Annotated in this window: 21 protein-coding genes; 8 read left to right on the top strand and 13 right to left on the bottom strand. The window is 55.1% G+C overall.

The features are described 5' to 3' along the window. Positions 1 to 154: 154 nt before the first annotated feature. Both VGM55_RS13995 and VGM55_RS13990 read right to left on the bottom strand, forming a co-directional pair. The gene (locus VGM55_RS13995; protein ID WP_154187450.1) at positions 155 to 772 is read right to left on the bottom strand and encodes a LuxR C-terminal-related transcriptional regulator; all 618 of its coding nucleotides are present in this window, start codon (positions 770 to 772) and stop codon (positions 155 to 157) included. Between the two features lie 593 nt (positions 773 to 1,365). Then, positions 1,366 to 2,397 carry a substrate-binding domain-containing protein gene (locus VGM55_RS13990; protein ID WP_154187525.1) on the bottom strand — a complete coding sequence of 344 codons (1,032 nt, stop codon included), beginning with the start codon at positions 2,395 to 2,397 and terminating at the stop codon, positions 1,366 to 1,368. A 147-nt stretch (positions 2,398 to 2,544) separates the two neighbouring features. On the opposite strand from VGM55_RS13990, the gene VGM55_RS13985 reads away from it, so the two are divergent. The 3 genes from VGM55_RS13985 to VGM55_RS13975 all read left to right on the top strand — a co-directional run bounded on the left by VGM55_RS13985 (position 2,545) and on the right by VGM55_RS13975 (position 6,326). Next, positions 2,545 to 3,294, top strand: a complete 750-nt coding sequence (locus VGM55_RS13985; protein ID WP_154187449.1) for an SDR family oxidoreductase — start codon at positions 2,545 to 2,547, stop codon at positions 3,292 to 3,294. A gap of 48 nt (positions 3,295 to 3,342) precedes the next feature. Next, entirely contained in the window at positions 3,343 to 4,950 is a 1,608-nt protein-coding gene (locus VGM55_RS13980; protein ID WP_154187448.1) for an FGGY-family carbohydrate kinase, read from the top strand. 98 nt (positions 4,951 to 5,048) lie between these two features. Continuing rightward, positions 5,049 to 6,326 (top strand): MFS transporter, encoded by a 1,278-nt coding sequence (locus VGM55_RS13975; protein ID WP_331635801.1) that lies wholly within the window; start codon positions 5,049 to 5,051, stop codon positions 6,324 to 6,326. Between the two features lie 248 nt (positions 6,327 to 6,574). Here the strand turns inward: VGM55_RS13975 and VGM55_RS13970 are convergent, their stop codons facing one another. Together VGM55_RS13970 and VGM55_RS13965 are read right to left on the bottom strand one after the other, a co-directional pair. Continuing rightward, the gene (locus tag VGM55_RS13970; RefSeq protein WP_331635800.1) at positions 6,575 to 8,212 is read right to left on the bottom strand and encodes an STY4199 family HEPN domain-containing protein; all 1,638 of its coding nucleotides are present in this window, start codon (positions 8,210 to 8,212) and stop codon (positions 6,575 to 6,577) included. Between the two features lie 182 nt (positions 8,213 to 8,394). Beyond that, positions 8,395 to 9,804 carry a PLP-dependent aminotransferase family protein gene (locus VGM55_RS13965; protein ID WP_331635799.1) on the bottom strand — a complete coding sequence of 470 codons (1,410 nt, stop codon included), beginning with the start codon at positions 9,802 to 9,804 and terminating at the stop codon, positions 8,395 to 8,397. A 175-nt stretch (positions 9,805 to 9,979) separates the two neighbouring features. Here VGM55_RS13965 and VGM55_RS13960 point away from each other — a divergent pair, with 175 nt between their 5' ends. Together VGM55_RS13960 and VGM55_RS13955 are read left to right on the top strand one after the other, a co-directional pair. Beyond that, a complete protein-coding gene (locus VGM55_RS13960) occupies positions 9,980 to 10,153 on the top strand; it encodes a DUF1127 domain-containing protein (RefSeq protein ID WP_154187444.1) in 174 nt (57 codons plus the stop codon). Positions 10,154 to 10,236: 83 nt separating this feature from the next. Then, the gene (locus VGM55_RS13955; protein WP_331635798.1) at positions 10,237 to 10,761 is read left to right on the top strand and encodes a GNAT family protein; all 525 of its coding nucleotides are present in this window, start codon (positions 10,237 to 10,239) and stop codon (positions 10,759 to 10,761) included. A 43-nt stretch (positions 10,762 to 10,804) separates the two neighbouring features. On the opposite strand, the gene VGM55_RS13950 is transcribed toward VGM55_RS13955, so the two are convergent. From VGM55_RS13950 to VGM55_RS13920, 7 genes are all read right to left on the bottom strand, one after another. Further along, a complete protein-coding gene (locus VGM55_RS13950; RefSeq protein WP_154187442.1) occupies positions 10,805 to 11,050 on the bottom strand; it encodes a DUF1471 domain-containing protein in 246 nt (81 codons plus the stop codon). A 183-nt stretch (positions 11,051 to 11,233) separates the two neighbouring features. Next, complete coding sequence (locus VGM55_RS13945) at positions 11,234 to 13,906, bottom strand: autotransporter outer membrane beta-barrel domain-containing protein (RefSeq protein WP_331635797.1); 2,673 nt, start codon at positions 13,904 to 13,906, stop codon at positions 11,234 to 11,236. Positions 13,907 to 13,938: 32 nt separating this feature from the next. Beyond that, positions 13,939 to 14,562, bottom strand: coding sequence for a hypothetical protein (locus VGM55_RS13940; protein ID WP_331635796.1), 624 nt, complete (start codon positions 14,560 to 14,562; stop codon positions 13,939 to 13,941). A 219-nt stretch (positions 14,563 to 14,781) separates the two neighbouring features. Beyond that, entirely contained in the window at positions 14,782 to 15,144 is a 363-nt protein-coding gene (locus VGM55_RS13935; RefSeq protein ID WP_331635795.1) for a YibL family ribosome-associated protein, read from the bottom strand. A 72-nt stretch (positions 15,145 to 15,216) separates the two neighbouring features. Beyond that, positions 15,217 to 15,756, bottom strand: coding sequence for a mannitol operon repressor MtlR (gene mtlR / locus VGM55_RS13930; RefSeq protein WP_154187524.1), 540 nt, complete (start codon positions 15,754 to 15,756; stop codon positions 15,217 to 15,219). 45 nt (positions 15,757 to 15,801) lie between these two features. Then, positions 15,802 to 16,950 (bottom strand): mannitol-1-phosphate 5-dehydrogenase, encoded by a 1,149-nt coding sequence (gene mtlD / locus VGM55_RS13925; protein ID WP_331635794.1) that lies wholly within the window; start codon positions 16,948 to 16,950, stop codon positions 15,802 to 15,804. Positions 16,951 to 17,110: 160 nt separating this feature from the next. Continuing rightward, positions 17,111 to 19,030, bottom strand: coding sequence for a PTS mannitol transporter subunit IICBA (locus VGM55_RS13920; RefSeq protein ID WP_154187438.1), 1,920 nt, complete (start codon positions 19,028 to 19,030; stop codon positions 17,111 to 17,113). Positions 19,031 to 19,648: 618 nt separating this feature from the next. Here VGM55_RS13920 and VGM55_RS13910 point away from each other — a divergent pair. From VGM55_RS13910 to selB, 3 genes are all read left to right on the top strand, one after another. After that, a complete protein-coding gene (locus VGM55_RS13910) occupies positions 19,649 to 20,257 on the top strand; it encodes a glutathione S-transferase (protein ID WP_331635793.1) in 609 nt (202 codons plus the stop codon). Positions 20,258 to 20,326: 69 nt separating this feature from the next. Continuing rightward, the gene (gene selA, locus VGM55_RS13905) at positions 20,327 to 21,715 is read left to right on the top strand and encodes an L-seryl-tRNA(Sec) selenium transferase (RefSeq protein ID WP_331635792.1); all 1,389 of its coding nucleotides are present in this window, start codon (positions 20,327 to 20,329) and stop codon (positions 21,713 to 21,715) included. Then, positions 21,712 to 23,547 carry a selenocysteine-specific translation elongation factor gene (gene selB / locus VGM55_RS13900; RefSeq protein WP_331635791.1) on the top strand — a complete coding sequence of 612 codons (1,836 nt, stop codon included), beginning with the start codon at positions 21,712 to 21,714 and terminating at the stop codon, positions 23,545 to 23,547. The genes selA and selB overlap by 4 nt, the downstream gene beginning before the upstream one ends. Before the next feature lie 426 nt (positions 23,548 to 23,973). On the opposite strand, the gene VGM55_RS13895 is transcribed toward selB, so the two are convergent. Further along, complete coding sequence (locus VGM55_RS13895; protein WP_331635790.1) at positions 23,974 to 24,105, bottom strand: hypothetical protein; 132 nt, start codon at positions 24,103 to 24,105, stop codon at positions 23,974 to 23,976. Positions 24,106 to 24,213: 108 nt separating this feature from the next. Beyond that, positions 24,214 to 24,489 (bottom strand): hypothetical protein (locus tag VGM55_RS13890; protein ID WP_331635789.1); only part of this gene is annotated, 276 nt, incomplete at its 5' end.

Raw genomic sequence — 24,489 nt, 5'->3', positions numbered from 1 at the left:
GAGGTAAGGGTTACTATAATTTTCCTAAATTACGAAAATTTCACCCAGGCTCCTGGTGGTGAAATTCTGCGCAATAAAAAGCTAAAAGTTTGAAACTATTATTCTGAGTAGCCGCCTGACGACGGCATACGTTTCGTCACGCTAATCATAATGATTAACGTGAGATCGAACCGGACGGGCCTGGCAATAACATTTCTGATAAACGTACAATATTATAAATCACTTGCATATTATGCGTTCTGAGTTTTCTTTTAATATTACATTTATGACTTGAAACCGTTTTTGCTGTAATGCCAAGTGTGCTTGCAATACCCTCCACTGCCATTCCTTGCACCCATAAACTCGCAAGAATTAACTCAGTTGGGCTCAAAGAAAAATTACACGCATTCTCTGCGATATTGGTGCTTAAGAGATTCGGAGATAATAGTGCACCTAATGTAGTTTTTTTGATTTCTTTAGAGCAAATGATCAGATTATAATCCAACATCACCAACTCCTGATATCTAATATTAAATGAGGAAACAAAAACAATGAATAGAACTGATTTATTATTTTGAATAACCGACCTAAAATAATCAATACAGAAATCATGATGAGAAAAGCAGCCATCATTAATAATAACTAGCCTGGGCATAATGAGATTAAAAGAGCTGGTCAATATTCTTGTTGGATGGGTATCTACAATAACCCGCTCCCTTCTACACTTCTGCTTGATATAATTTCTTATACCGGTCGCTGTAAAACAACAAGGATCAATAATGATAACCGACATCTATTGCACCTCTTATTTAACGAAGAGATTAAGCATATCGGACGCATAAGAAAAGAAAAAAGCATTTTAAAACAAGAACTTTCTCGCAAATCAATCAGGCAATGAAGAACAGATTTCCTCGGTTAGCGCGCCCATCCAGAAAGGATTTTTCGCCAACATTCAGAATGAATGTCTGATTGCTTTATGAAAGAGAAACAGCGGAATTTACAGTAAATAATATAGTTTGTAAATATGACAGAGAGCCACGGATAGATATTCTGGATATACCGTTTACCTCTCTATCAGTTTACAGTAAACAGATATCTACCGGGTTAATTCGGCGTTTTGACAGGCCTGCCGACTAAAGGTCGGCGTTGCATTCTATGCTGCCATCAGGGTTCTGATATCAAAGTATCATGACTCAAAAAAAGCGCCCCCAGAACGGTTCTGTTCATTGAGTCCCCGGAAGGCAAGCCTGACGCCGCGCCAAAATATACACCTGTTATCATCAGGAATACCCGGCGCCGCCTGGTTGCATATAGGGGGACCCTATTATTTACTCAAGCACCATTTTTTATCCCCAGGCTCCTGCAACAAGCGAGGCCGGGAACCGTTTATTTTTCCACCAGGATAGTGGGAATTTCAACCGTTCCTGAAGAGGCTTCTCCAGTATCAATAATGTTAAAAACAGCATCCAACATTGCCGGTACGTCCTGACGCACAAGAGAGATATTATGCCCCAGCAGCGATGCAAAGGGATCCCAGTCAAAACAGCCCAGCGGCGGCTGATTTTTGTCAGTAAGCCCGTGCTGCGCCAGCCATCGCACCACCCCTTCAAGAGAGATGGTTGAATTCACAAAAATACCCGGCAGATGAATTTCACCATTGTCAAAAGCGTCTTGCAGGGTACGGGCGATGCTCCCCAGAGAATAACCGCTTATCAGTAGGTTTTCTTCCGGCACGCTGAGTCCCAGAGCTGCATGTGCATCAATAAACCCTCTGAGACGTTCTGCGGTATTGTGATCCGTTTTACGCCCCCCAATAAAATATAAGGGTGCTGGCGTGCCGTAACGAGAGGTACTCTGAGCCAGAATATTTTCAGTTAATTTTTTTGCACCGGTGTAGTTATCTGAAATAACCGACGGCGCCAGAGTTCCGGGTAAATCGAGATTAATCACAGGCACGCCCGCCTGCCGGCAAAGCTCGGTGATTTTATCTGGAAAAGTCGTCCCGGTAGCCACTATCCAGTCTACTTGCCAGGAAAGCATGATACGAGCGGCCTCCAGCTCCAGTTTCGGATCGCGACGGGTACAGGTGATGATCGGCAGCATATTACGCTCACGCGCCATCTCTTCGAAGCGCTCTGCTATCGAGCCAAAATACCGGTTATCGTACTTAGGTATCAGCATTCCAATCACGTTGGATTTTTTGCTACGCAGCAGACTAGCCTGGCGATTCAGGGCATAACCCTGCTCTTCAGCAATTTTTGTCACCCTGTCGGCCAATTTTTTACTTATCCGCCGCTTTTCCCAAGTCCCGTTTAAAATTGCGCTCACGGCACTGGCCGATACGCCGGTCAGTTCCGCAAGATCGTAGATCGTCGTTTTCTTAATTTTTCCAGTTTGCGTCACAAATCTGTCCCCCATTTTCTTGAAGATTATTGCCTTGTTTTTTTTTAGGTGATAGATCTGCTCCATCGATTGAGCAAGCCAGAAAAAACCGTTTCCCACCCTATTTTATGTGCTGTAAAAACTTGTAAGCGACTCATTTCAAACATTATAAAGGATTATAAAATGACATCTTTGTGTTCATCCATAACTTCCTCACTTGAAGGTAAAGTAGCAGCCATTACCGGTGCAGCTTCTGGTATCGGTCTGGCCTGTGCCAAAACATTGTTGGCCGCGGGCGCGAAAGTCGTTCTCATCGACCGTGAAGGCGAAAAGCTGGACAAACTCGTGACTGAGCTGGGCGAGAACGCGTTTGCCTTGCGGGTTGATTTGATGAAACCGGAGCAGGTTGACAACATGCTTTCCGGCATTCTTAACCTGACCGGGCGCCTGGATATTTTCCATGTCAATGCAGGCGCCTATATTGGCGGCCCTGTAGCAGAAGGCGATCCTGATGTCTGGGAGCGCGTGCTCAACCTGAATATCAATGCCGCTTTTCGTTGTGTCCGCGCAGTTCTGCCTGAAATGATCAAACAAAAATCTGGCGACATCATTTTTACCAGCTCCATCGCAGGCATCGTCCCGGTTATCTGGGAACCCATTTATACCGCATCTAAATTTGCCGTGCAGGCGTTTGTCCATACCACGCGTCGCCAGGTCGCACAGCACGGCGTACGTGTCGGGGCAGTACTGCCTGGACCTGTAGTAACAGCTTTGCTCGATGACTGGCCGAAAGCCAAAATGGAAGAGGCATTGGCTAATGGCAGCCTGATGCAACCGATTGAAGTTGCAGAATCCGTTTTGTTTATGGTGACACGATCTAAAAACGTGACCGTACGTGATTTAGTCATTCTGCCAAACAGTGTCGACCTCTAAGCCATACAAAACCGGCAAGCATCAATCATTTTTCCAGGTGAAAAAAGTATGAATAACGAGAATAAAGCGGTTATTGGCATCGATGTCGGCTCAGGGAGTGTTCGCGCAGGAATCTTTGATTTAAAAGGAAAACTCCTGACGCACGCGGTTCAGAAAATTAATGTCTTTCGCCGCTCAGGAAGCCGCGTGGAGCAATCCAGCACGGAAATCTGGCAGGCGATTTGTCATTGCGTCAGGCAATCCCTGGAAACAACCGGAATACGCCCGGAAAACGTAGTAGGGCTGGGTTTTGATGCCACCTGCTCTCTGGTTGTGGTCGGTGAAAATGGCCGTCCACTCGCCACCAGCGAAGACGGTGATGACGATCAAAATATCATCGTATGGATGGATCACCGGGCGACCAGACAGGCAGAAAGAATCAATGCCACACAACATGCTGTACTGAAATATGTGGGTGGAAAAATTTCACCGGAGATGGAAACGCCAAAAATTCTCTGGCTGAAAGAGAATCGCCGTGAGGTTTATGACAACGCCTGGCAATTTTTCGATCTGGCGGACTATCTGACGTGGCGCGCAACGGGCGATCTGACGCGCTCCATTTGTACCGTCACCTGCAAATGGACATGGCTTGCCCATGAAAACCGCTGGGACCCTGATTACTTCCGTACGATTGGCCTGGGCGATTTGGCCGATGAGGACTTCAAACGTATAGGCCAGAAAATGGCAGCACCGGGCACGCCGTGCGGTCGTGGTCTGACTGAAGAGGCCGCACGGGAAATGGGGCTGCCGGTCGGCACGCCGGTTGCCATCGGCATGATTGATGCTCATGCCGGGGGGATCGGTACGGTCGGTATTGCCGACGGCGCGTTGAACAACCTGGCCTATGTCTTCGGCACCTCTTCCTGCACCATGACCAGTACCCGGGAGGCTATTGCCGTTCCCGGGGTATGGGGACCTTATTACTCTGCGATGGTCCCTGGTTACTGGCTCAATGAAGGTGGGCAAAGCTCCGCAGGGGCAGCAATAGATCAGCTGCTGGCGATGCATCCCCTGGGCGCTGAAGCCATGGAAATGGCTGAGAAAGCAAAGGTGTCATTACCGGTATTTCTGGCCAATCTGGCACAGGAGAAATCGGCGACGGCGTCCGCCGCAGTCGAACTGGCTGCGGGCATTTATGTGGTGCCTGAATTCCTGGGCAACCGCGCGCCATTCGCCGATCCTCATGCCCGCGCCCTCATTGCAGGACTGGGGATGGAACGCGACCTGGCGAGTCTGGTTGCGCTCTATATTGCCGGGCTTTGTGGTATCGGTTACGGCCTGCGCCAAATCGTAGATGCACAACATGCACAGGGCATAAAAACGGACAGCATCGTCATCAGCGGCGGGGCTGGACGTCACCCTCTGGTGCGCCAAATTCTGGCAGATGCGTGCGAATTACCCGTCATCTCAACCACATGCAATGAACCTGTTCTACTGGGCTCTGCCATTCTGGGGGCCGTGGCGGCAGATATTGCGCCATCCGTTGTGAGTGCGATGAAGCAATTCACTCATAAAGATCGGTCTTATTCGGTCAACGAAACGTACCGTGCTACCCACCGGCGACGCTATGAGAATTATCAACGCCTACAGCAAACCGCCAGAATGCTTCAGGAGTAATTACGCCAGTACGCTGGCGTAATAATAAGTAATGACAAACTAATAACATCAGGGCGCCGGAAAAACGGAGCCCCTATACCCTACAAATCGAGGTCATTATGTCCAAAAATAATAAACAGTGGATGGGTCTACCGCTGAATCTAATTTGGGGCTATATCGCCATTGCAATATTTATGACAGGTGACGGATTCGAGCTCGCGTTTCTGTCACATTACATCACTGGTCTGGGTTTTACGCCGTCTCAAGCCTCGCTGGCATTCACGCTTTACGGTTTGGCCGCAGCGCTGGCGGCCTGGGTATCCGGCGTCGTTGCAGAACTTATTACGCCGCAAAAAACCATGTTTATTGGCTTTGTGATGTGGGCTATTTTTCATGTTCTTTTTCTGGTTTTTGGTCTCGGGCAGGCAAACTATTCTCTTATTCTGCTGTTCTATGGTATTCGTGGTTTTGCTTATCCACTATTCCTCTACTCCTTTATTGTTATTATCATCCACAATGTTTCAACCGAAAAATCAAGCTCTGCACTGGGGTGGTACTGGGCGGTATATTCCGTGGGTATTGGCGTAGCCGGAAGCTATATTCCGAGCTTCACCATTCCACTGGTGGGCGAAATGACCACACTGTGGTTAGCGCTGGCATTCTGTGTTGTTGGTGGGCTAATTGCACTATTTTGCCTTAATGATGTAAAGGTGCCTGCGAACAAACTGAATCTCACCACAAAAGAGAAACTTGGCGAGCTTAGCCGTGCCGTTACGTTGCTGTATACCAACAGAAATATTCTGCTGTCGAGCTTTGTCCGCATCGTTAACACGCTTTCCCTGTTTGGTTTTGCCGTTGTTATGCCAATGATGTTTGTTGACGAACTGGGATTTACCACCTCTGAATGGCTTCAGATTTGGGCAGTTTTCTTCTTTATGACTATCGTTTTCAATATCTTCTGGGGCATTGTGGCCGAAAAAATGGGCTGGATGAGAGTGATACGCTGGTTTGGTTGCCTGGGAATGGCGGCTTCAAGCATGGCGTTTTACTATATTCCCCAGCATTTTGGCCATAATTTTGCGATGGCGCTCATTCCTGCAATTGCGCTGGGCGCTTTCGTGGCCGCTTTTGTCCCTATGGCGGCGGTATTCCCTGCCTTAGAGCCAAACCATACCGGGGCAGCTATTTCGGTCTATAACCTTTCTGCCGGTTTATCAAACTTCCTTGCCCCAGCGATTGCCGTTGTGCTATTGCCCTATTTCAGCACGATTGGCGTTGTCATCGCTTATACCGTTCTCTATTTGCTGGCCTTTGTTTGCTGCCGCTACATTCATGTCGAACAACCCGGCATCAACACTAAAGCCGCCGGTGTCCGGACCTCCGTTAACCTTTCATAATGGTTCATTGGGTTTGTCGCACACGTGTCAACGCCACATGCCCGAACACTCTGGAGCCGGGAGGTTAATGACCTCAAGACGACTTTTCAACCCGCCTCCAACGCTTTATAAAAAACGGTATGCGGCAGACCTGCGAAGTACTGTAGCCTGTCGCATACAGGTTTCCGGAGCCGTTCTGAATTGACCTTGCGCGAACAACATCCCCCCCGATCCTCTCTGCGGCAAAAACAGGCGATAACCCTGTAGTATCAGCGCATAGCGTTGTATATCGACTGCTGAATCTTCACCGTCTGCTCATCAACGGCTTCTGCATCCAGTCCCTGCGCTATGGCGTTTTCATAGCGCTGCTTTTGCGCCGCCAGGCGCATTTGAGCCCGCTCCAGTTCCTCTTTCTGGCGCTTCACCGCTGCATCAGAGCTACAGAAGTTGGCCAAAAACTGCTTTCTCAGCGAAGTCAGCTTCTGCCCTTTCTTCATTCCTAACTCGGTGGAGCCGATCAGGCGTCGGCAGGGCCGGGCCTCATCCATTTGCGGGCGATATTGCAGCAAGATGGTCAGCACATCGCGGTAATCCCCCGCCAGCGCCTGCTCGGCAAAATAGACCTTCCAGTTCATTCCGCCCTGCATAAATAGCCGCACGATACGCGCATCGTTGCGATTAATTGCCGCACGCAGGTTATTTTCATCCCAGCTGATGCCCATGTTGGCCAGCATATCGCGCGGGCTATTGTATTCAGGGCGCTCTTTTTGCTGCACCGGCGTGCTTACAACCGGCGGAGCCGCCGTCACTTCGGGCTTCGAAGAGATGTCGCTTAACAAATAGAGGCCAGCCACCGCGACCGCGACAACAACAATTCCCACCGATGCCCAAAGCGCGGTAGAGATCATGCCGGTAGTATCCTGCTGCTTTTTGGCCGCGCGCGGGTCGTAGCGCTCGATGGACTCTTTGATCTCTTCCGGGTCGCCGCCCTGTGCCGAGTGGTTTTTACGCGCCTGCTCAAGATAGCTTTGTAGCGTGGCGTCATCAGAGTCTAACAGAGCGGAAGGGTTAACGTTGGTACGACCTTCGCTAAATGCTTTCTGTACCGGGCCGCTGATTTCACCGAAATAGCCATCGAGCAGAGCCACCTGCACGGTGGTCAAAGGCTGCTTGTGCATCAGATCGTTGCGGATTTGTCGGGTGCCATCGAGGAAGATTTGCAGGGTTTTGCGCTGGTCGATAAGAAAACCCAGCTGCGGCGAGTTTTGGTAAATTTTTGCGTAGTGATGGGCGAACTCTTTCTTATCCACCAGCATCAGCGCCAGCTCGCTAAACTTCATCCCGCTCAGCACGTCGCCCCGTTCACCTCGCTTCAACCAGCGGCGAACCTTATCGGCACCAAACTGGTTTTTTAGCTGATTCACCAGGTCAGCCTGGCTTTCCCAGGCCTGGTTCACCAGCCCTTTAAGCATCAGCTCAATAGCACACATTTGCTGCTGCGCGCCTTTCTGCAGGCCGTCAACATCAGAGGATAATTCGGTGGAATAGCCCAGCAGCGGCTGCTTGAACCGCACATGCTCAAGGTAGCTGGTGAAGCGCAGGGCGGCGAGCAGCTGGTTTTGGGTGACCTCTTGCCCGCTCTCATACTGCGGCACCAGCTGCTGCAAATGGCGTAGTAGCAGCGTGAACTGTGAAATCTCGGAGTCGTTAAGATTCAGCCTTTTTGCTACCGCGCCCCAGCTGCCAAGCGCCATACGAGCCTGCTCAAGCTGCTGAAAAAACCATTGCGGATCTTTGCCTTCGGCGGCACGAATGTTCAGTAGCGGCAGGATCTGGAGCGACGCCTGCCGAATAATCCCCAGACACGTCTCAAAGTGCTCCCGCATCTGCAATGTTGCGCTGCTCATGATAGTCCTTTGTCGATGTCCGGCATCGCGCTGCCGAACGCAGAAAAAACTGCATTTTTCCGCCCCAGGCGGCTATTTTTTATGGTTATTGATGCCAGGACCAAACTTCGCCATTACAGCCGAGTGTAAAACAGCTAAATAAGAATCAATGGCGATAAAAGGAACGATTTAGTCGGGCATTTTCAAATCTCACATTCGACAATTTCACCCAGCCTTTTCAGGGCTGCCTCGGTGACGGCGTTGCACGGCAAAGAATAGTTCAGCCGCAGGCAATTACGGTATTTACCAGAAGCCGAAAACAACGAGCCGATCGCAATATGGATTTTGGCCTCCTTCAATGCGCTGCTAAGCCGCACGGCATCGACCTCTTCCGGGAGTTCTATCCACATCAGGAAGCCCCCTTGAGGCCGGCTTACGCAAATACCACAGGGGAAATATTGCCTCACGCGACAGGTAAAGACGTCCAGGTTGCGCTGGTAGTGCTGACGCATGCGTCTGAGATGGCGGTGATAGTGTCCGTTGCGAATAAACGCCGCCACCGCCTGCTGGGTGAAGGTGGCGCTGCTGCCTGTGCCGATGTATTTGGAGTGCAGCGTCCGGTCGAGGTAGCGCCCAGGCACTATCCAACCCACTCGCAGCCCCGGCGCCAGCGTTTTTGAAAACGAGCTGCACAGCAGAACACGGCCATCAACATCCAGGGATTTGATCGTCATCGGGCGCGGGTATTCATAGGCCAGCTCGCCATAAACATCATCTTCGATGATGGCGATATCAAAGCGCTGGGCAAGGCTCATTACCGCTTTCTTGCGCGCATCCGGCATGATGAACCCCAGAGGATTATTGCAGTTGGCCACCAGAATGACGGCTTTTATCGGCCACTGCTCTAACGCCAGCTCCAACGCCTCAAGGCTCATGCCGGTGACAGAATCGGTAGGAATTTCAACAACTTTAACGCCGTACCCGCGCAGCATTTGCATGGTGCCGTGAAAAGACGGTGACTCGACCGCCACAATGTCCCCCGGCTCACATACCGCGCGAATCGCAATCGACAGGGCTTCATGGCAGCCGTTCGTCACCACAATGTCGTCGGCATTCACCACGCAGTTGCTGTCCAGCATCAGGCGGGCAATTTGCTCGCGCAGCGCTTTCACGCCGAACATGCCGTCGTAGCCCAGCAGTTCAGGCTCCTGGTACTGTGCGAGCCGCCCCATCTCCCGCCAAAGCGGTTTTATTGTCGACTGGGTAAGATCCGGCGAGCCGCTGCCAAAAGCGATCACTTCGCCGTCCTGCCGGGAGTTAACCAGTTCCAGCACGGCATCCCATTGCGTCACTTCGACCGGTCGCTGTACCGGACGCGTTAAGCGCGGAACGGGAGGAACCGCTTTACGCGGCGCAACAAAGTAGCCGGAGCGGGGCTGGGGGGAGATCAGCTGCCGATCTTCAAGCACGTGATAAGCCTGCTGCACGGTACTGATGCTGACGCCGTGCTCACTGCTCAGGCTGCGAACCGAGGGCAGACGTTCACCGCTTTGATAAAGTCCTTGCTCAATACGCTCGGCCAGCAGCGTGGCGAGATGTTGGTAACGCGTCATGCTGTATCCTCACCGGAAACCATACAGAAGGAAAAACCAATACAGAATGGCGCAATAAATGCCATTCAGCTCATGTTTTAGCCCTTCTGTATGTTAAAGAAAAGTGATTTTTGAATCTGTCTGCTTTTGCCCGCTCGCCGCATGATAACCCCACAAAACCGCGAGGAGTGATGCCATGGGCTTTGAAGAGAACCACCACCGCAGACCGTTTTATGGCCTGGTCATGCTTTACCAGTATTTTCGTCGTAGCCACCAGCGTCGTCAGGCTTTACGCGCCCTGCGCGAACTCAGTCCGGAACAACTCAGGGATATGGGGCTAACACGGGATGACTTATCGCGCTGGGATTAACACATAAGCGGTGCCACAAACTGGCGCCGCTTTTTATTTACTGCTATCAAAGAGCATTCCCGGTAAAGACGAGTCAACGCACTATGCAACTTCACACCCCTCGCCTGTCACTCAGCCAGCTTACCGAAGCCGACTGGCCGCTCTTTCGCTACCTGCAGCAGCAGCCGGAGGTGATGCGCTACGTCGACGAAAACCGCCCGGAAGAAGAGATTCGCCGCACCTTTGACGCCCGCCTCCCCGAGTGGCAGCCTGGCAGCAGGCACTGGCTCTGTATGGTGATGCGGCATCTGAAAACCGGCGTGCCGATTGGCGTCACCGGTTTTATCCTGCGCGAGGACGACATAGCTGAAGTGGGCTTTTTACTCGACCCGTCGTTTCACGGTCAGGGCTACGGCTACGAATCGCTACTGGAGGTTTGTGACTTTGCTTTTGCTGAGGCCGGCATCCGCAAGCTTGTGGCCACGGTCACCGCCGGCAATATTCCGTCAAAGAACGTGCTGGAGAAAGTGGGGTTTCAGCAGGAAGGTACGCTGCGGGAAAACTACTGGCTGAATGAACGCTGGCAGGATGACTGGATTTTTGGCCTGCTGGCGCGAGAATTCAGATAAGACACGGGCCGCTCGGGGCGGCCCATACTGCGTGATTCAGCGCTTAGTTGTAAATTTCAGCCACGCCGTACATTTTGTTATCGCCACCGGCAGAGATGATGCGGATGGATTTTGCCCCGGCCTGCTCGGCTTTTTGCTGCAACTGGTGCTGCAGGCTGTCCAGGTTCGATGCGCCGCTCACCGATACCGTGCCCATTGTCTGGCTGGTAACGTGCTGAGTTTCAGCGGCGAACCCGGAGAAGGACGCGGCCAGAGTCATAAATACGGCAAAATATTTGATGCTTTTCATGATGGTTACCTTTGCATTTTGTTTAGCCAGAAGACTGACTGCCTTCGATGAGATAAGAATAGCGCCGCACAGCTTTGTTTGTTAGCGGAACAATTCGCTTATCTCATTCAAAAAAATTGAATGCAAAATGACCGTTAAATAAAGGGATGTGGCTCCAGACAAAGACCCGGAGCCACACGGCGATTACCAGGTCCAGCGCACGCCGACATTGCCGGTGACCACGCGCTGATGCTCACCGCCAAGATTAGTCAGGTAGCCTGTCGTGGCATACAGGCTACCGCTCTGGCTAACCTGCGCCACCAGACCCGCCCCCACCTGCCCGGCAGTTTGTCCGATGCTGTTCGCTACGGTGGTACTGCCATCGAAAGCCGTTTCATCATCCTGCCCGAATGACCGCAGAACGTTGGCACGCAAATAAGGCTTCCAGTTAACACCGTTTGCCTCGAACGCCCATTGCAAACGCGCACCGACTCGCCCCTGTAGGGTATTGCCGTTATTCCAGCGAACGTCGGAAACCCCGTCATTCAGCGAGTCCAGCGAGGTTCTCTGCCAGACCAGCTGCGCCTGGGGTTCCAGAGTTAGCCCTTCGCTTAAGCTGACAGGAAGCCCCGTTTCAATGGAGCCGGTAATCGCATTGCCGCTGGAGGACGCGCCCACGCCGTTCACCGAATTCGTACTCAGCCGCAGCGCGCTGCCCATTAATATCGTGTCCGTATACCAGCCGGAAGACGCAACCCGGGTCCAGTACGCCCCATAGTTGTAGTTATTAAGCTGTAATTTCCCAACCCGCATCCCTTGCTTTGCCAGTGCAAACCCGTCGACATCACCGGTGGCTCTGGAGAAACCGAACAGCACGCCAACGTGGTGGGTCGCACCGTCGTCCTGCGTAGCGGTATACAAATCCTGCCCCAGCTGCAGCCCCCACAGCGTGCCGTTGAAGGAAGGATTAACATCACCGCGCTGGTGAATATCCGCGTGACTTCCCCAGCTTCTGGCCCAGAATGCCGGGGCTTTGCTATCGCCGGTGAGCAGGCTCTGCTCGCCCTGGCGGTCGTGGAAAGTGTCGATCTGCTGGAGATTAAGCTGGCGGGCAACCGCAGGCGCTTCTGCGTAAAGTGCCACCTCTGGCCGGTAAACATTTATCGTCTCGCTGCCGCCCGAAACCTGACCGCCCTTGCTTGCCTCGACGATGGAGTCTGGCGTCCCTTCCGCCGGCGTAATCGGAGTCACGCTTTCCGGAGGCGTTGGCGTCCCTTCATCCGGTGGAACCGGCACGACAGGCTGGACGACAACGGTATTACGCAGATACCAGCTGTTATTGCTGCCGTCCGACACTCCGCCCTTCGCCAGATAGTATGAATAAGCCCCGGCGCTAAGGGTGCCGCCGGACAGACGAAAGGTATTCGCCGAGCTGGTCGCGCCGTTGATGGCTTGCACAACCTGGATCCCGTCCGCATACGTTTGCGCCCCACCGCCTCCGCTGTTGGTCACGGCCAGCGTGCTGCTGCCCGTTGCGCTGCCACCGTTGAGGATTAACCTGTCCGACGCCGCACCGTCACCCGCCAGTACAGAGTTCAGCGCAATAGTGGCGTTCTGACCGCTGTAGTTGCCTGCAACGGTCAAGGTATTGCCTACACCGTTGCCGCCGAGCTGCATCAGCCCCGAGTTGGTTAGATTGCCATTGATGTTGAAGTTACCCACAGGGCCAGCAGAAAGATACGGCAGCGCATTGGCCACCCCGAGGGTTCCGCTATTTGTGACGTCACCCGTTACCGAGCCGTACCCCCCGAGCACGGCACCGGAAGCGACCATCGCGCCGCCAGCAATAGCCGCTGAAGCGTGGGTACTCTCCCCGACCACTAGCGTACCGGCATTTACCCCTGTGACGCCTGCATAGCTGTTGGCACCATTAAGTACCAGCGTACCGCTGCCCAGTTTGGTTAACCCCCCCGCACCGGTTATCCCCTGCCCGATAGTTGAGGTGAAACCCTGGGTATCAATGGTCCCGTTATTGGCCGTTATCGACACCGCACGGGATGGCGCAAGGTCAAAAGCGCTGCCGAACTGAAGCGTACCGCCATTAAAAATAAGCCCGCCCGCAGCCGCCCCAAGTGCGCTATCTGCGGCAGCCTGTAGCATCCCACCGGTAAGCGTCGTCCCGCCGCTGTAGCTATTGACCCCCGTAACCCGTAGCGCGCCGCTACCGCTTTTCTCAACGGCGCCACTCCCTGTGATAACCCCCGAATAGTCGCCATCACTGTTTTGCAGGAAGCGAACCCATCCGCTGTTGTTCACCGACAGCGGCAGGTTGGTTGAATTCGCCTGAAGCGTCGCGCCGCTGCTTACCGAAGCCGTCACCGAACCGGTGCTGGTGCCTAGCGTGCCGGTGAGATCAAGCGTTCCGCTTTGCACCAGGGCGGTGGTGAACGCACCGGTGCCGGCCCAGGTCCAGTCGCTGCCCTTCATGGTTAGCGTCCTGAAGTGAGTAAAAGCGTTAGACGCCGTACCCGTTCCCTCTAACGTAACGGCGCTATTGCCCCGTCCGCCGTCAGCGAGGCCGATAATTTGCGAGCCGGTCTGGAGCGTCAGGGCTACATCGCCGTTGCCGCCCTGAATGGCGATGCCGCCTCCCCCCTTAATCAATCCGGCATTAGTGATAGCCGTCTTGCCGTTGGTGGAGCGGATCCCGATGCCGTTATTACTGATAATTTGCCCGCCAGCCAGGTTATTGATGGTGGCAGTAAAGCTGCTCCCAAGGGTATTCGACACCACCCCATCAACGCTGCCGCTCGACGTCGCCGTCCCGGTAGACTGAATTAAGCCACTGTTATTCAGCGTGGCGTTATTCCCCTGCATATAAACCGTCGGCGCATCTCTGCCCGTGGTGGTCAGCTTGCCGCTGTTATTAACCGTGCCGCTCCCCCCAGTAATGAAATCGCTCTGGCGTTGTTACCCGACGTTGTTACCGTTCCGGTGTTGGTCAGCGTATTTCCCGACGCGCCCGGGTTACTTTGTCCCCAGGCAGCGGTCATCCCGTAGGCATTATTGCCGCTGGTGGCGATCGTGCCGTTGTTTATCAGGGTATTGTTGTTACCGTTGGCCGCCATGCCGTCGTTGTAGGCGCCGGTGGTACTCAGCTTGCCCGATGAGCCGTTAGTCAGCGTATTGCCGCTGGCAGTGCCAATAAGCACCGCGCCACGGTTAGCGACGCCGCTTCCGTCACCAGATAAGCTCAACGAGCCGTTATTCGTGATGGAACTGGATGTGTCTACGGAAAAAGGTGTCGACGTACCGGGCTGAGAAAAGCTGCCGGATGCCGTTGAATCGATATTAATAGTGACATTGTTACTGCCGGCCGCGGCTACCACGCCGGGCGTCGTCACCCCGCTACAGGTGACAGAGGTGCCGCTTACGGGAGAAGTGGATGAACAGGCTGCGCTGGCGGCTAACGGCAGCGAGCCGCTGAAACCAGCAAGACAGACAGGGACCAGAGTAAAGACTTTTATTTTCATGTTTTCTCTCACATCAAGAAAGATAAACAAATCTCAGCGAATGAAGTCGGCGGTCCATGCAATTAAATTATGAGGTGATGGGTGATATTCCAGTCATAACCCAGGCACTATGCGGGCGAAAAGAATCGTCACCCGGCCCTTAACTATAGAGCCGGATGGAGATTTAAGAGGCTGGTGAGGCGGGTTTTATCGGTTTATTTCACCGAAAAGAGAGGGCTGTCAGAATTCCGTGCGGGAGAAACCGGTCATTTCGGTGAGTTCCATCTCGCGGCCCAGCGCGGTCATAGGATGAACAATCACCAGGCCACGGACGCTCTTCTTGAGCTTGCCCATATCGGCCTGCTCTTTCTTGGTAATCGCACGCTGATACGGCAGGGCCATCAGCTTCTGCGCTTCTTTGCTCAGCTTCTGGTTGCGAACGGCCTGCAAACGGGCAATTTCAATTTCCAGTTTCTGCTTCTCTTTTTCCAGCTCGGCGTACTTTTCCGCCTCATTAATCAGGTGCAGTTCTGGCATTTCGTGGCGGATAGCGTCCAGACGGTCGCTAAGGCGTTTAATTTCTGTTTTTTCGATTTCTTTCATTTTTGACTTACCGTGAATAAAGATGGCTTGCTGGCAAGGATACACGATCCTGAGGGACAGGGCGAAAAGCGGCTATTTCTGGAAGGCTTTTTTTAAGCTGATCCGTGAGATCAGCTCGGTCAGGGAAAGCACCATCGTGGAACGGACTATCTGCATGTAGCGCTGATGCTGCATCGCCAGCAGCGCCGGGTCACTGCCGTCAACGAAAGTCGGCGTTGGCGGTAGCGCCGCCACGCAGTGCAACTCGCCAAACGGGCCAAGTATTTCATCGTCGGTGAAGCTGTATTCGCTACCGTCGTGATTTAACTCTTCACGCAGCGCCATCAGCAGCTCGCAGTCTTCGTACTCGGCGCGGTTCAGCACGCCCAGCCCGTAGATAAGCTTCAGGCGTACCGAAAGATCGCCCAGCGGCCCGTCGCCGTCCAGCAGCGGCTCTACCGCATATTTCACCGCGTAGTCGTCCTTGCGGAACACCTGTAGCACCAGGATATTTACCGCTTCGGTTAACAGCTCGACGGCAGCAATCAGCAGGCTTCTTACGGTTTTGCCGGCATTCAGTCGCTCAAGCACGCGGTTTTCAAAGGCCTGGGTTTCTTCCATTTTTGCCTGCATCACAAGACATGTTTCAGGCGCGGCATCCACCGCGCCTGCATAAGGTTACGCTATGGCGTTATACGCCTTCACCGCCTCACCAACGGCTTCGCTGTTCGCATCCAGCCCGGACACTTCCGCCAGTGCGGCCTGTGGGCCTTTAGCCGCCAGCAGTTGCTTCAGCTCCTGAGCCTGCGGGTCCTGCTCGCTGTGATAGTGCATCGCCGCCGCAATCCCTTTAATCAGGTTCACGTGCGGTAAACCGTACTCAAGGGTGCCGAGCAGCGGCTTGACGAGGCGATCGCCGGCGCTGAGTTTACGCAGCGGCTGACGGCCAACGCGCTCCACGTCGTCTTTCAGATAAGGGTTTTCGAAACGACCAAGGATTTTCTTGATGTACGCCGCGTGCTTATCGGCTTCAAAACCGTAGCGCTTGATCAGCACCGCGCCGCTCTCTTCCATCGCCCCTTTCACTACGGCGCGCACTTTCTCATCAAGAATGGCATCGCGGATAGTCTGGTGCCCGGCCAGCTGGCCGAGGTACGCGGTTATAGCATGCCCGGTATTCAGCGTGAAGAGCTTGCGCTCGACAAACGCCATAAGATTATCCGTAAGTTCCATGCCAGGAATGTTCGGTAGCTCACCTTTGAACTGAGTTTTATCGACAATCCACTCGCTAAAGGTTTCAACGGTCACTTCCAGCGGGTCGTTGGTGGCAGACTCGGACGGCGGAACGATGCGGTCAACCGCAGAATCGACAAAGCCAACGTGCTGCTCAACCCACGCCCATGCCTCAGCGGACAGCGCTTTTTTCACGTGCTCCTTCAGCTGGCTGGTGCCGCGCACCATATTTTCACAGGCGATGATGTTCAGCGGCGTGTCGTTGCCGTTGGCGCGACGCAGCTCCAGGCCTTTGGCAAGCGTTGGCGCGATGCGCTCCAGCACAACCGGGCCCACAGCGGTGGTAACCAGGTCGACCTGCGCGATAAGCGCGACAACGTCGTCGCCGATGCTGCTGACGGCATTCACGTTGGAGACGGTATCAATCTGCTGCTGCTCGCCCACCACGTGAACCTGGTAGCTGTGACGCGCGTTCAGGGCATCCAGAACCACCTGGTTTACGTCGGCAAAAGTCAGCTGCAGACCGGCGTCTGCCAGCAGTTTACCGATAAAGCCACGACCGATATTACCTGCACCAAAATGTAATGCTTTCATTGCGTTAACCTTCCTGATTATTTCACCCGTGAGGGCTGGGGTAAGGATACTGTATGCGAATCCCCTCACCCTAGCCCTCTCCCCAAGAGGGAGAGGGTACATCCAGAATCGCCCCTTTTTACTCCCTCTCCCTTTTAGGGAGAGGGTCGGGGTGAGGGTCTTATTTCTTACCGGCCAGCAGATCCAGCACTTCCTGGACGCTGGTGGTGTGCGCCAGGCGCTCAATCACCGACTCATCATCCAGCGCGTTGGTCAGGCTGGTGATCACCTGGATGTGCTCGTTATTGCGGGCGGCAATACCGATAACCAGGCGGGCAACGTCTTCCGGCTCTTCACCGAAGTGAACGCCTTCCGGATACTGGCAGAACACCACGCCGGTTTTCAGTACGCGGTCTTTCGCTTCAACGGTACCGTGAGGAACCGCAATACCTTCGCCCAGATAGGTTGGGGTCAGTTTTTCGCGCTCAAACATGGCGTCCACGTATTCCGGCTGTACGTAGCCGCCGTTCACCAGTTGCTCACCGGCAAAGCGGATCGCTTCTTCTTTGTTGCTGGCTTTCAGGCCCAGGAACACGTTACCCGCGCCGAGCTTGAATACCGCGTCTTCGCTGGAGACAAAGCTGTCTTCCAGGCTGCTCATCACCTTCACTTCTTTGTCGCTCAGGTTCTGAGAGGCAATCAGACGCTCAACCAGGTTGGCATACAGGCTGCTGTCGAGGAAGTTGGTCAGGGAGATATGCTGCGCCTGTGGCACCTGGCGCATCGCACGCTCGGTCAGGTCGCGGTGGGTAATCACCAGGTCAACGTCGTCCGGCAGGCTGTTGATAGCGCAGTTGGTCACGGAGATGTTTTTCAGGCCAGCATCGTTCACTTTCTTACGCAGCACGCCTGCGCCCATGGCGCTGGAGCCCATACCTGCATCGCAGGCAACGATGATTTTACGCACGTGGCTCAGGTCGTTAGACAGGCCAGCACCTACCGCCAGCGGCGCTGCGCCACCTTTGGATTCAGCCTTCATTTCCTGCATACGGCGAGCCGCAGCTTCGATATCGTCTTCTTCTTTCACTTTGCTGGTTTTCAGCAGGATGGCGGAGACCACGAAGGAAACAATCATTGCCGCACAGATAGCCGCGATGTTAGCGAAGTAAGCGCCTTTCGGGGTCATCGCCAGAACCGCCAGGATAGAGCCCGGGGAAGCCGGAGACACCAGGCCGCCGTTCAGCACGGTCAGGGTGAACACGCCGGTCATACCGCCGAGGATAACGGCCAGAATCAGACGGGGGTTCATCAGTACGTACGGGAAGTAAATTTCGTGGATACCGCCCAGGAAGTGGATGATAGCCGCGCCGCCCGCAGACTGCTTAGCGTTACCGCGACCGAAGAACATGTACGCCAGCAGGACGCCCATACCCGGACCCGGGTTCGCTTCAATCAGGAAGAAGATGGATTTGCCCAGCTCGTGGGACTGCTGAATACCCAGCGGCGAGAAGATGCCGTGGTTGATGGCGTTGTTCAGGAACAGGATTTTCGCCGGTTCCACGAAGATAGACGCCAGCGGCAGCATGTCGTGCACCACCATGAAGTTAACGCCTGCCGCCAGAACTTTGGACAGGACTTCAACCGCAGGGCCGATGCCGAGGAACGCCAGAATCGCCAGGATCATCCCGATGATACCGGCGGAGAAGTTGTTCACCAGCATTTCAAAGCCGGATTTGATTTTACCGTCGACCCATTTGTCGAAGTGCTTAATCGCCCAGCCGCCCAGCGGGCCTGCAATCATTGCGCCGAGGAACATCGGCATGTCTGCACCAACGATAACGCCCATGGTGGTGATAGCACCGACGACGCCGCCGCGGTCACCGCCAATCAGGCGACCACCGGTAAAACCGATCAGCAGCGGTAGCAGGTAAGTGATCATCGGGCCTACCAGCTTCGCCAGCGTCTCGTTTGGCAACCATCCGGTGGGAATAAATAAGGCCGTGATAATACCCCAGGCGATAAACGCCCCGATATTTGGCATTACCATATTGCTGAGGAAACGACCAAAGCTTTGCACTTTGATCTTGATATCGGATGACATACACATACCCCTTGTTGGTGTTCCGCGCTGAAAAGCAGCCCGAGGTTTATTGTTAACGTAGCGGCAGGGTCGCCGGCCTGATGCAGTAAAGTGACGCGAATCTGGCACTGAATCGTTAAGCTGTCCAGCAAGCGCCTTATTATGTGACTTAGATCACCAATATTCAGGGATCACCCGTCAATATTGAGTGATATCGATCACATAATCGTTGTGTAAAAAAAGTACACGGATGCATTTTTAACCCTGACTGACCTTTTTATGTGACTAACATCACATTTAGTTATGACGTCTTTGTTATTTATTTGTGATCTAACTCACAAAGTATTTTGAGGAGGATTAATCCTAATGTGATCCAGTTAAAATCCAGGCGTTGACAAAAAACGAAGCGTAATCACGGGATGAAAGTAAATTACAGCGAAGCGGCAGGCTGGTTTCGATGCTGGAAGGCTGGCTGCCCGATCTTCCGCCCTTCCAGTTTTATTACCCAAGCCGCCAGTACATGCCCAGCGCGCTACGCGCCTTCGTCGACTACGTTAAAGCGCGGCAGGCGTAGACTTTTTCACCAATGTTGGGTATCTGTTCCATACTTACCTCTGGTTGGCAAAAATGGATAATGTCATGAAACTGATCGGTAATTACACCAGCCCCTACGTGCGAAAAATCTCGGTTATCCTGCTGGAGAAAGGCCTTAGCTTTGAGTTTATTAACGTCAACCCGTGGGTAGGCGACAGTCCGGCTCCGCAATATAACCCGCTCGGCAAAGTGCCGACGCTTATCGCCGATGAAGGCGAACGCTGGTTTGATTCACCGATCATCGCCCAGTACCTTGAGCTGTTGAACGTTGCGCCAGCGTTGATTCCGCAAGATCCGAAAGCGGCGCTGGAAGTGCGCCAGCTTGAAGCCTTATCAGACGGTATTCTGGACGCGGCGTTAACGTCGGTACGTGAGAAGTTACGCCCGGTAGAGCAGCAGTCTGAAGAGGTATTGTTCCGCCAACGCGAGAAGATTGGTCGCGCCCTGGATATGCTGGAGCAGTACGCCGCCGACGGCACGCTGACGGCAGAGCCGCTCAATCTGGCCAATATTTCCGCGGCCTGTGCCGTGGGCTATCTTAATTTTCGTCGCGTCGCGCCGGGCTGGTGTGTAAACCGCCATCACCTGGTCAGGCTGGTCGAACAGCTGTTCCAGCGTGAGAGTTTTGCCCGCACCGAACCACCCACGGCATGATCTGCTGCCAGGACAGGGGACGCTGTCCCCTGTAATATTGCTAACACATTTCCTAATTCAGTCCCTGCCATGACGATAACTCAAACGCTTTTTAGTCATCTTCCGGCGACCGACCGCCTGCTGCGCGATGCCGCCTTTACCTCCTTGCTTGCCGAGTTCGGCCATACTCGCGTGGTGACCACCCTGCGCACGCTGCAGAGCGAAGCGCGCGAGCACATCCGCACCGCAAACGCATTGCCGGACTGGAGTGAGGACTGGGCAAAGAAAGCACGTGCAGTACTCGAGGCCAGCCAGCGCAGCGCGCTGCAGCCGGTTTTCAACCTGACCGGCACCGTGCTGCACACCAATCTCGGGCGGGCGCTCCAGGCCGAAGCGGCCATTGATGCCGTAAGCGAAGCCATGCGCTCCGCCGTGACGCTCGAATATTCGCTGGATGACGCCGGACGCGGCCACCGCGATCGCGCCATCGCCGACCTGCTTTGCGAACTGACCGGCGCGGAAGACGCCTGCATCGTCAACAACAATGCGGCAGCGGTGCTGCTGATGCTGGCAGCCTGTGCGAACGGCGGCGACGTGGTGGTTTCGCGCGGCGAACTGGTGGAAATTGGCGGCGCGTTTCGCATCCCTGACGTCATGCGCCAGGCGGGCTGTACGCTGGTTGAAGTCGGCACGACCAACCGCACACACCTGAAAGACTACCGCGCGGCCGCGGGCGAAAACACCGCGCTGCTGATGAAGGTTCACACCAGCAACTATCATATCGAAGGCTTCACCAAAACAGTCAGCGAGGCCGAACTGGTCGCGCTGGGCAACGAACGTAACCTGCCGGTCGTCACCGACCTGGGCAGCGGGTCGCTGGTGGATCTAAGTCAGTGGGGCCTGCCGCCGGAGCCGATGCCGCAGCAGCTGATTGCCGACGGCGTGAGCCTGGTCAGTTTCTCTGGCGACAAGCTGCTCGGTGGCCCACAGGCCGGGATCATCGTTGGCAAAAAGGCGCTTATCGCGCGTATCCAGAGCCACCCGCTTAAGCGCGCGCTGCGTGCCGACAAAATGACGCTGGCGGCGCTGGAGGCCACGCTGCGGCTGTACCAGCACCCGGAAACGCTGGTTGAACGTCTGCCAACCCTGCGCCTGCTAACCCGCAGCGCGGAAGACATCCATTTGCAGGCAACCCGCCTGCTGCCCGCATTTGAGCAGCGTTTTGGCGAACGATTTAACGTGCGCGTTGAAGCGTGCCTGTCGCAAATCGGCAGCGGCTCTTTGCCCGTTGACCGCCTGCCGGGCGCGGCCCTGACCTTCACGCCGAAAGACGGACGTGGCTCAACGCTTGCCTCACTGACGCAAACCCTGCGCGAGCTTGAAAGGCCGGTGATTGGCCGCATTGCCGATGGCCGCCTGTGGCTGGATTTACGCTGCCTCGAAAACGAAGCGCTGCTGCTGGAGGGCATTACCCAATGATTATTGCTACCGCCGGGCACGTCGACCACGGCAAAACCACCCTTCTTCAGGCGCTGACCGGCGTAAATGCCGACCGCCTGCCGGAAGAAAAAAAGCGCGGCATGACCATCGACCTCGGTTATGCCTACTGGCCGCAGCCGGATGGCCGTGTGATTGGTTTCATCGACGTGCCGGGTCACGAGAAGTTTCTGGCCAACATGCTGGCGGGCGTCGGCGGCATCGACCATGCGCTGCTGGTCATCGCCTGCGACGACGGCGTGATGGCGCAAACCCGCGAACATCTGGCGATTTTACAGCTGACGGGCAATCCGCAGATTACCGTTGCGCTGACCAAAGCCGACCGCGTGAGCGAAAGCCGCATTGAAGAAGTCCGCAACGAAGTTGCCGTTCTGCTGGGCGATACTCACGCCGCAATCTTTGTGACCACCGCCACCCGCGGAGAAGGCGTAGAAGCGCTACAGCAGCATCTCAAAGCGCTAAGCGAACGCCCTCATGCCACCGCGCACCGCTTCCGTCTGGCTATCGATCGGGCGTTTACGGTTAAGGGCGCAGGCCTGGTTGTCACCGGCACGGCGCTGAGCGGCGCAGTGAACATCGGCGATTCGCTCTGGCTGACCGGCGCGGAGAAACCGATGCGCGTGCGCGGCCTGCATGCGCAAAACCAGCCGGTCTCCAGCGCGATGGCCGGGCAGCGCATTGCGCTGAACATCAGCGGTGACGCGGAAAAAACCGACATCAGCCGGGGCGACTGGCTGCTGAGCGAAAAACCGCTGCAGCCGGTTGAGCGCGTCATTGTCGAGCTGCAAACGCTGCACCCGCTCCAGCAGTGGCAGCCGCTGCATATCCACCACTCTGCGCGCCACGTGACCGGGCGAGTTTCCCTGGTTGAAGGAAACCTGGCCGAACTGGTGCTGGATGTACCGCTGTGGCTGGCGGATAACGACCGTCTGGTGCTGCGCGACATCAGCGCCCGCACCACGCTTGCCGGGGCGCGGGCCGTTCTGCTAAACGCTCCGCGACGCGGCAAGCGTCAGCCCGCCTTCCTGAGCTGGCTGGCTGAGCTGGCCCAGACCGGGGACGACAGGCAGACGCTGGAGACGCATTTAACGCGCGGGGCCGTGCTGCTTACCGAAATTGGCTGGGCGCGTCAGTTAACGGCAGAAGGTCTACAGGCGCTGCTCGGTCAGCCGGGCTACCTGCTGGCGGGTAACGCGCTGCTAAGTCAGGACGTTGCTACCCGCTGGCAGCAAAAACTGCTCGACGTGCTGGCACGCTACCACCAGCAGCATGACGATCAGCCCGGCCCTGGTCGCGAACGCCTGCGCCGCATGGCGCTGCCCGCGGAAGACGAAGGCCTGGTGCTGTCGCTTATCGAAAGAATGCGCGGTGAAGGCCTGCTGATGAGCCGCCAGGGCTGGCTACACCTGCCGGGGCATGAGCCCGGTTTTTCTGCCACGCAGCAGGCGGTTTGGGACAAAGTAGACGCGCTGCTTGGCGATGAGCCATGGTGGGTGCGCGACCTGGCAAAAGAGACCGGCCAGGAAGAGCAGGTTATGCGTCAGCTGCTACGATCCGCCGCCCAACAGGGTCTGGTCACCGCGATTCTGAAAGATCGTTATTACCGTAACGATCGGCTGCAAACCTTCGCCGATCTGATCCGCGAACTGGATCAAACCCACGGCGCCACCAACGCGGCAGACTTCCGCGACAGACTAGGCGTTGGCCGCAAGCTGGCGATTCAGATTCTGGAGTATTTCGACAAAACCGGCTTTACCCGCCGGCGCGGCAACGACCACCTGCTGCGTGACAAGGCGTTGTTTCAGAAGGATTGACCGCTAATCAGCCGGCGTTGCCAGTGATAACGGACGGGAAGGGAGATTACCTGGATGTCATCCGCATTTTTCTGGATGGTGTCATTTTCGCACGCGTGCAGGGATAGTTATTGCCAACATCCGTTGTCAGGGTATCGACCATACCATTGGTCGTTCTGGCCTCCGACGCCCATGTGCCAGTTGCATATCGCATCCTTTACGCGAGCGGTGTGGTCAGAGAAGGTTTGGGGATGCGGTGACGACGACCGTGACAACGCGGCTCATGGTTTGTTTCCGTTGTTATGTGGATTTGCAGCGTAAATTACCATCGGGCAACAACACGCGCGTCACCCGCTGTCGGCGGGCATCGCTCCCGCCGCCAGCATGCTGTCTGCCCATCTTTTCCACCGCGTGTCATACGCATGCATTCGCCGCCCGATTTCTTCCTCAGATAATCGCTGGCGTCACCTGCTCATAAAGCCGCGCGCGTCGCTCGCGGTGGTTTGTTAGCGCCCGTGGCGCAACGGTGGGCCCACCGCGCCCAAACCGCAGGCCCATCCAGTCGAAGCCGTTTTCCACCTTTCCCGCCTGGGTTTTATCCGGATGGCGCTCAAAACCACCGAGTTCAAAAAACGGGGCCCGAGGCCGAATTGCGCTCGGAGAAATCTTGTCGCCATGCGTTCGGCGTCACGTAGGCGTAACCGACAGGGTGCACGGTTCTTGGTAGTGCCCCGGTGCGTGAGCGATGTTGGTCAGTTTGCGCGACAGCGTGTACGAGTGCGTGGTCCCGGAGGTGATGTCGAACTCGTATCCACCGTCTTTTAACACACCGCTGACCCCGGCTCCGCCGGTGAGCGTTTCGACGAAGTCGGACGGCTGGACGCCGGAATAGTTGCAGGTCAAGGAAGCGTGGACGGTCGTGCCGGCAGTGATGAGCCCTGTAATCGTCCAATGCCCGGAACT

The sequence above is a fragment of the Cedecea sp. genome (genome assembly GCF_036500665.1).
In the GTDB taxonomy this organism is placed as follows: domain Bacteria; phylum Pseudomonadota; class Gammaproteobacteria; order Enterobacterales; family Enterobacteriaceae; genus Cedecea.
Note: the sequence above shows the minus strand (reverse complement) of the source record. Positions and strands in the feature narration are given on the sequence as shown.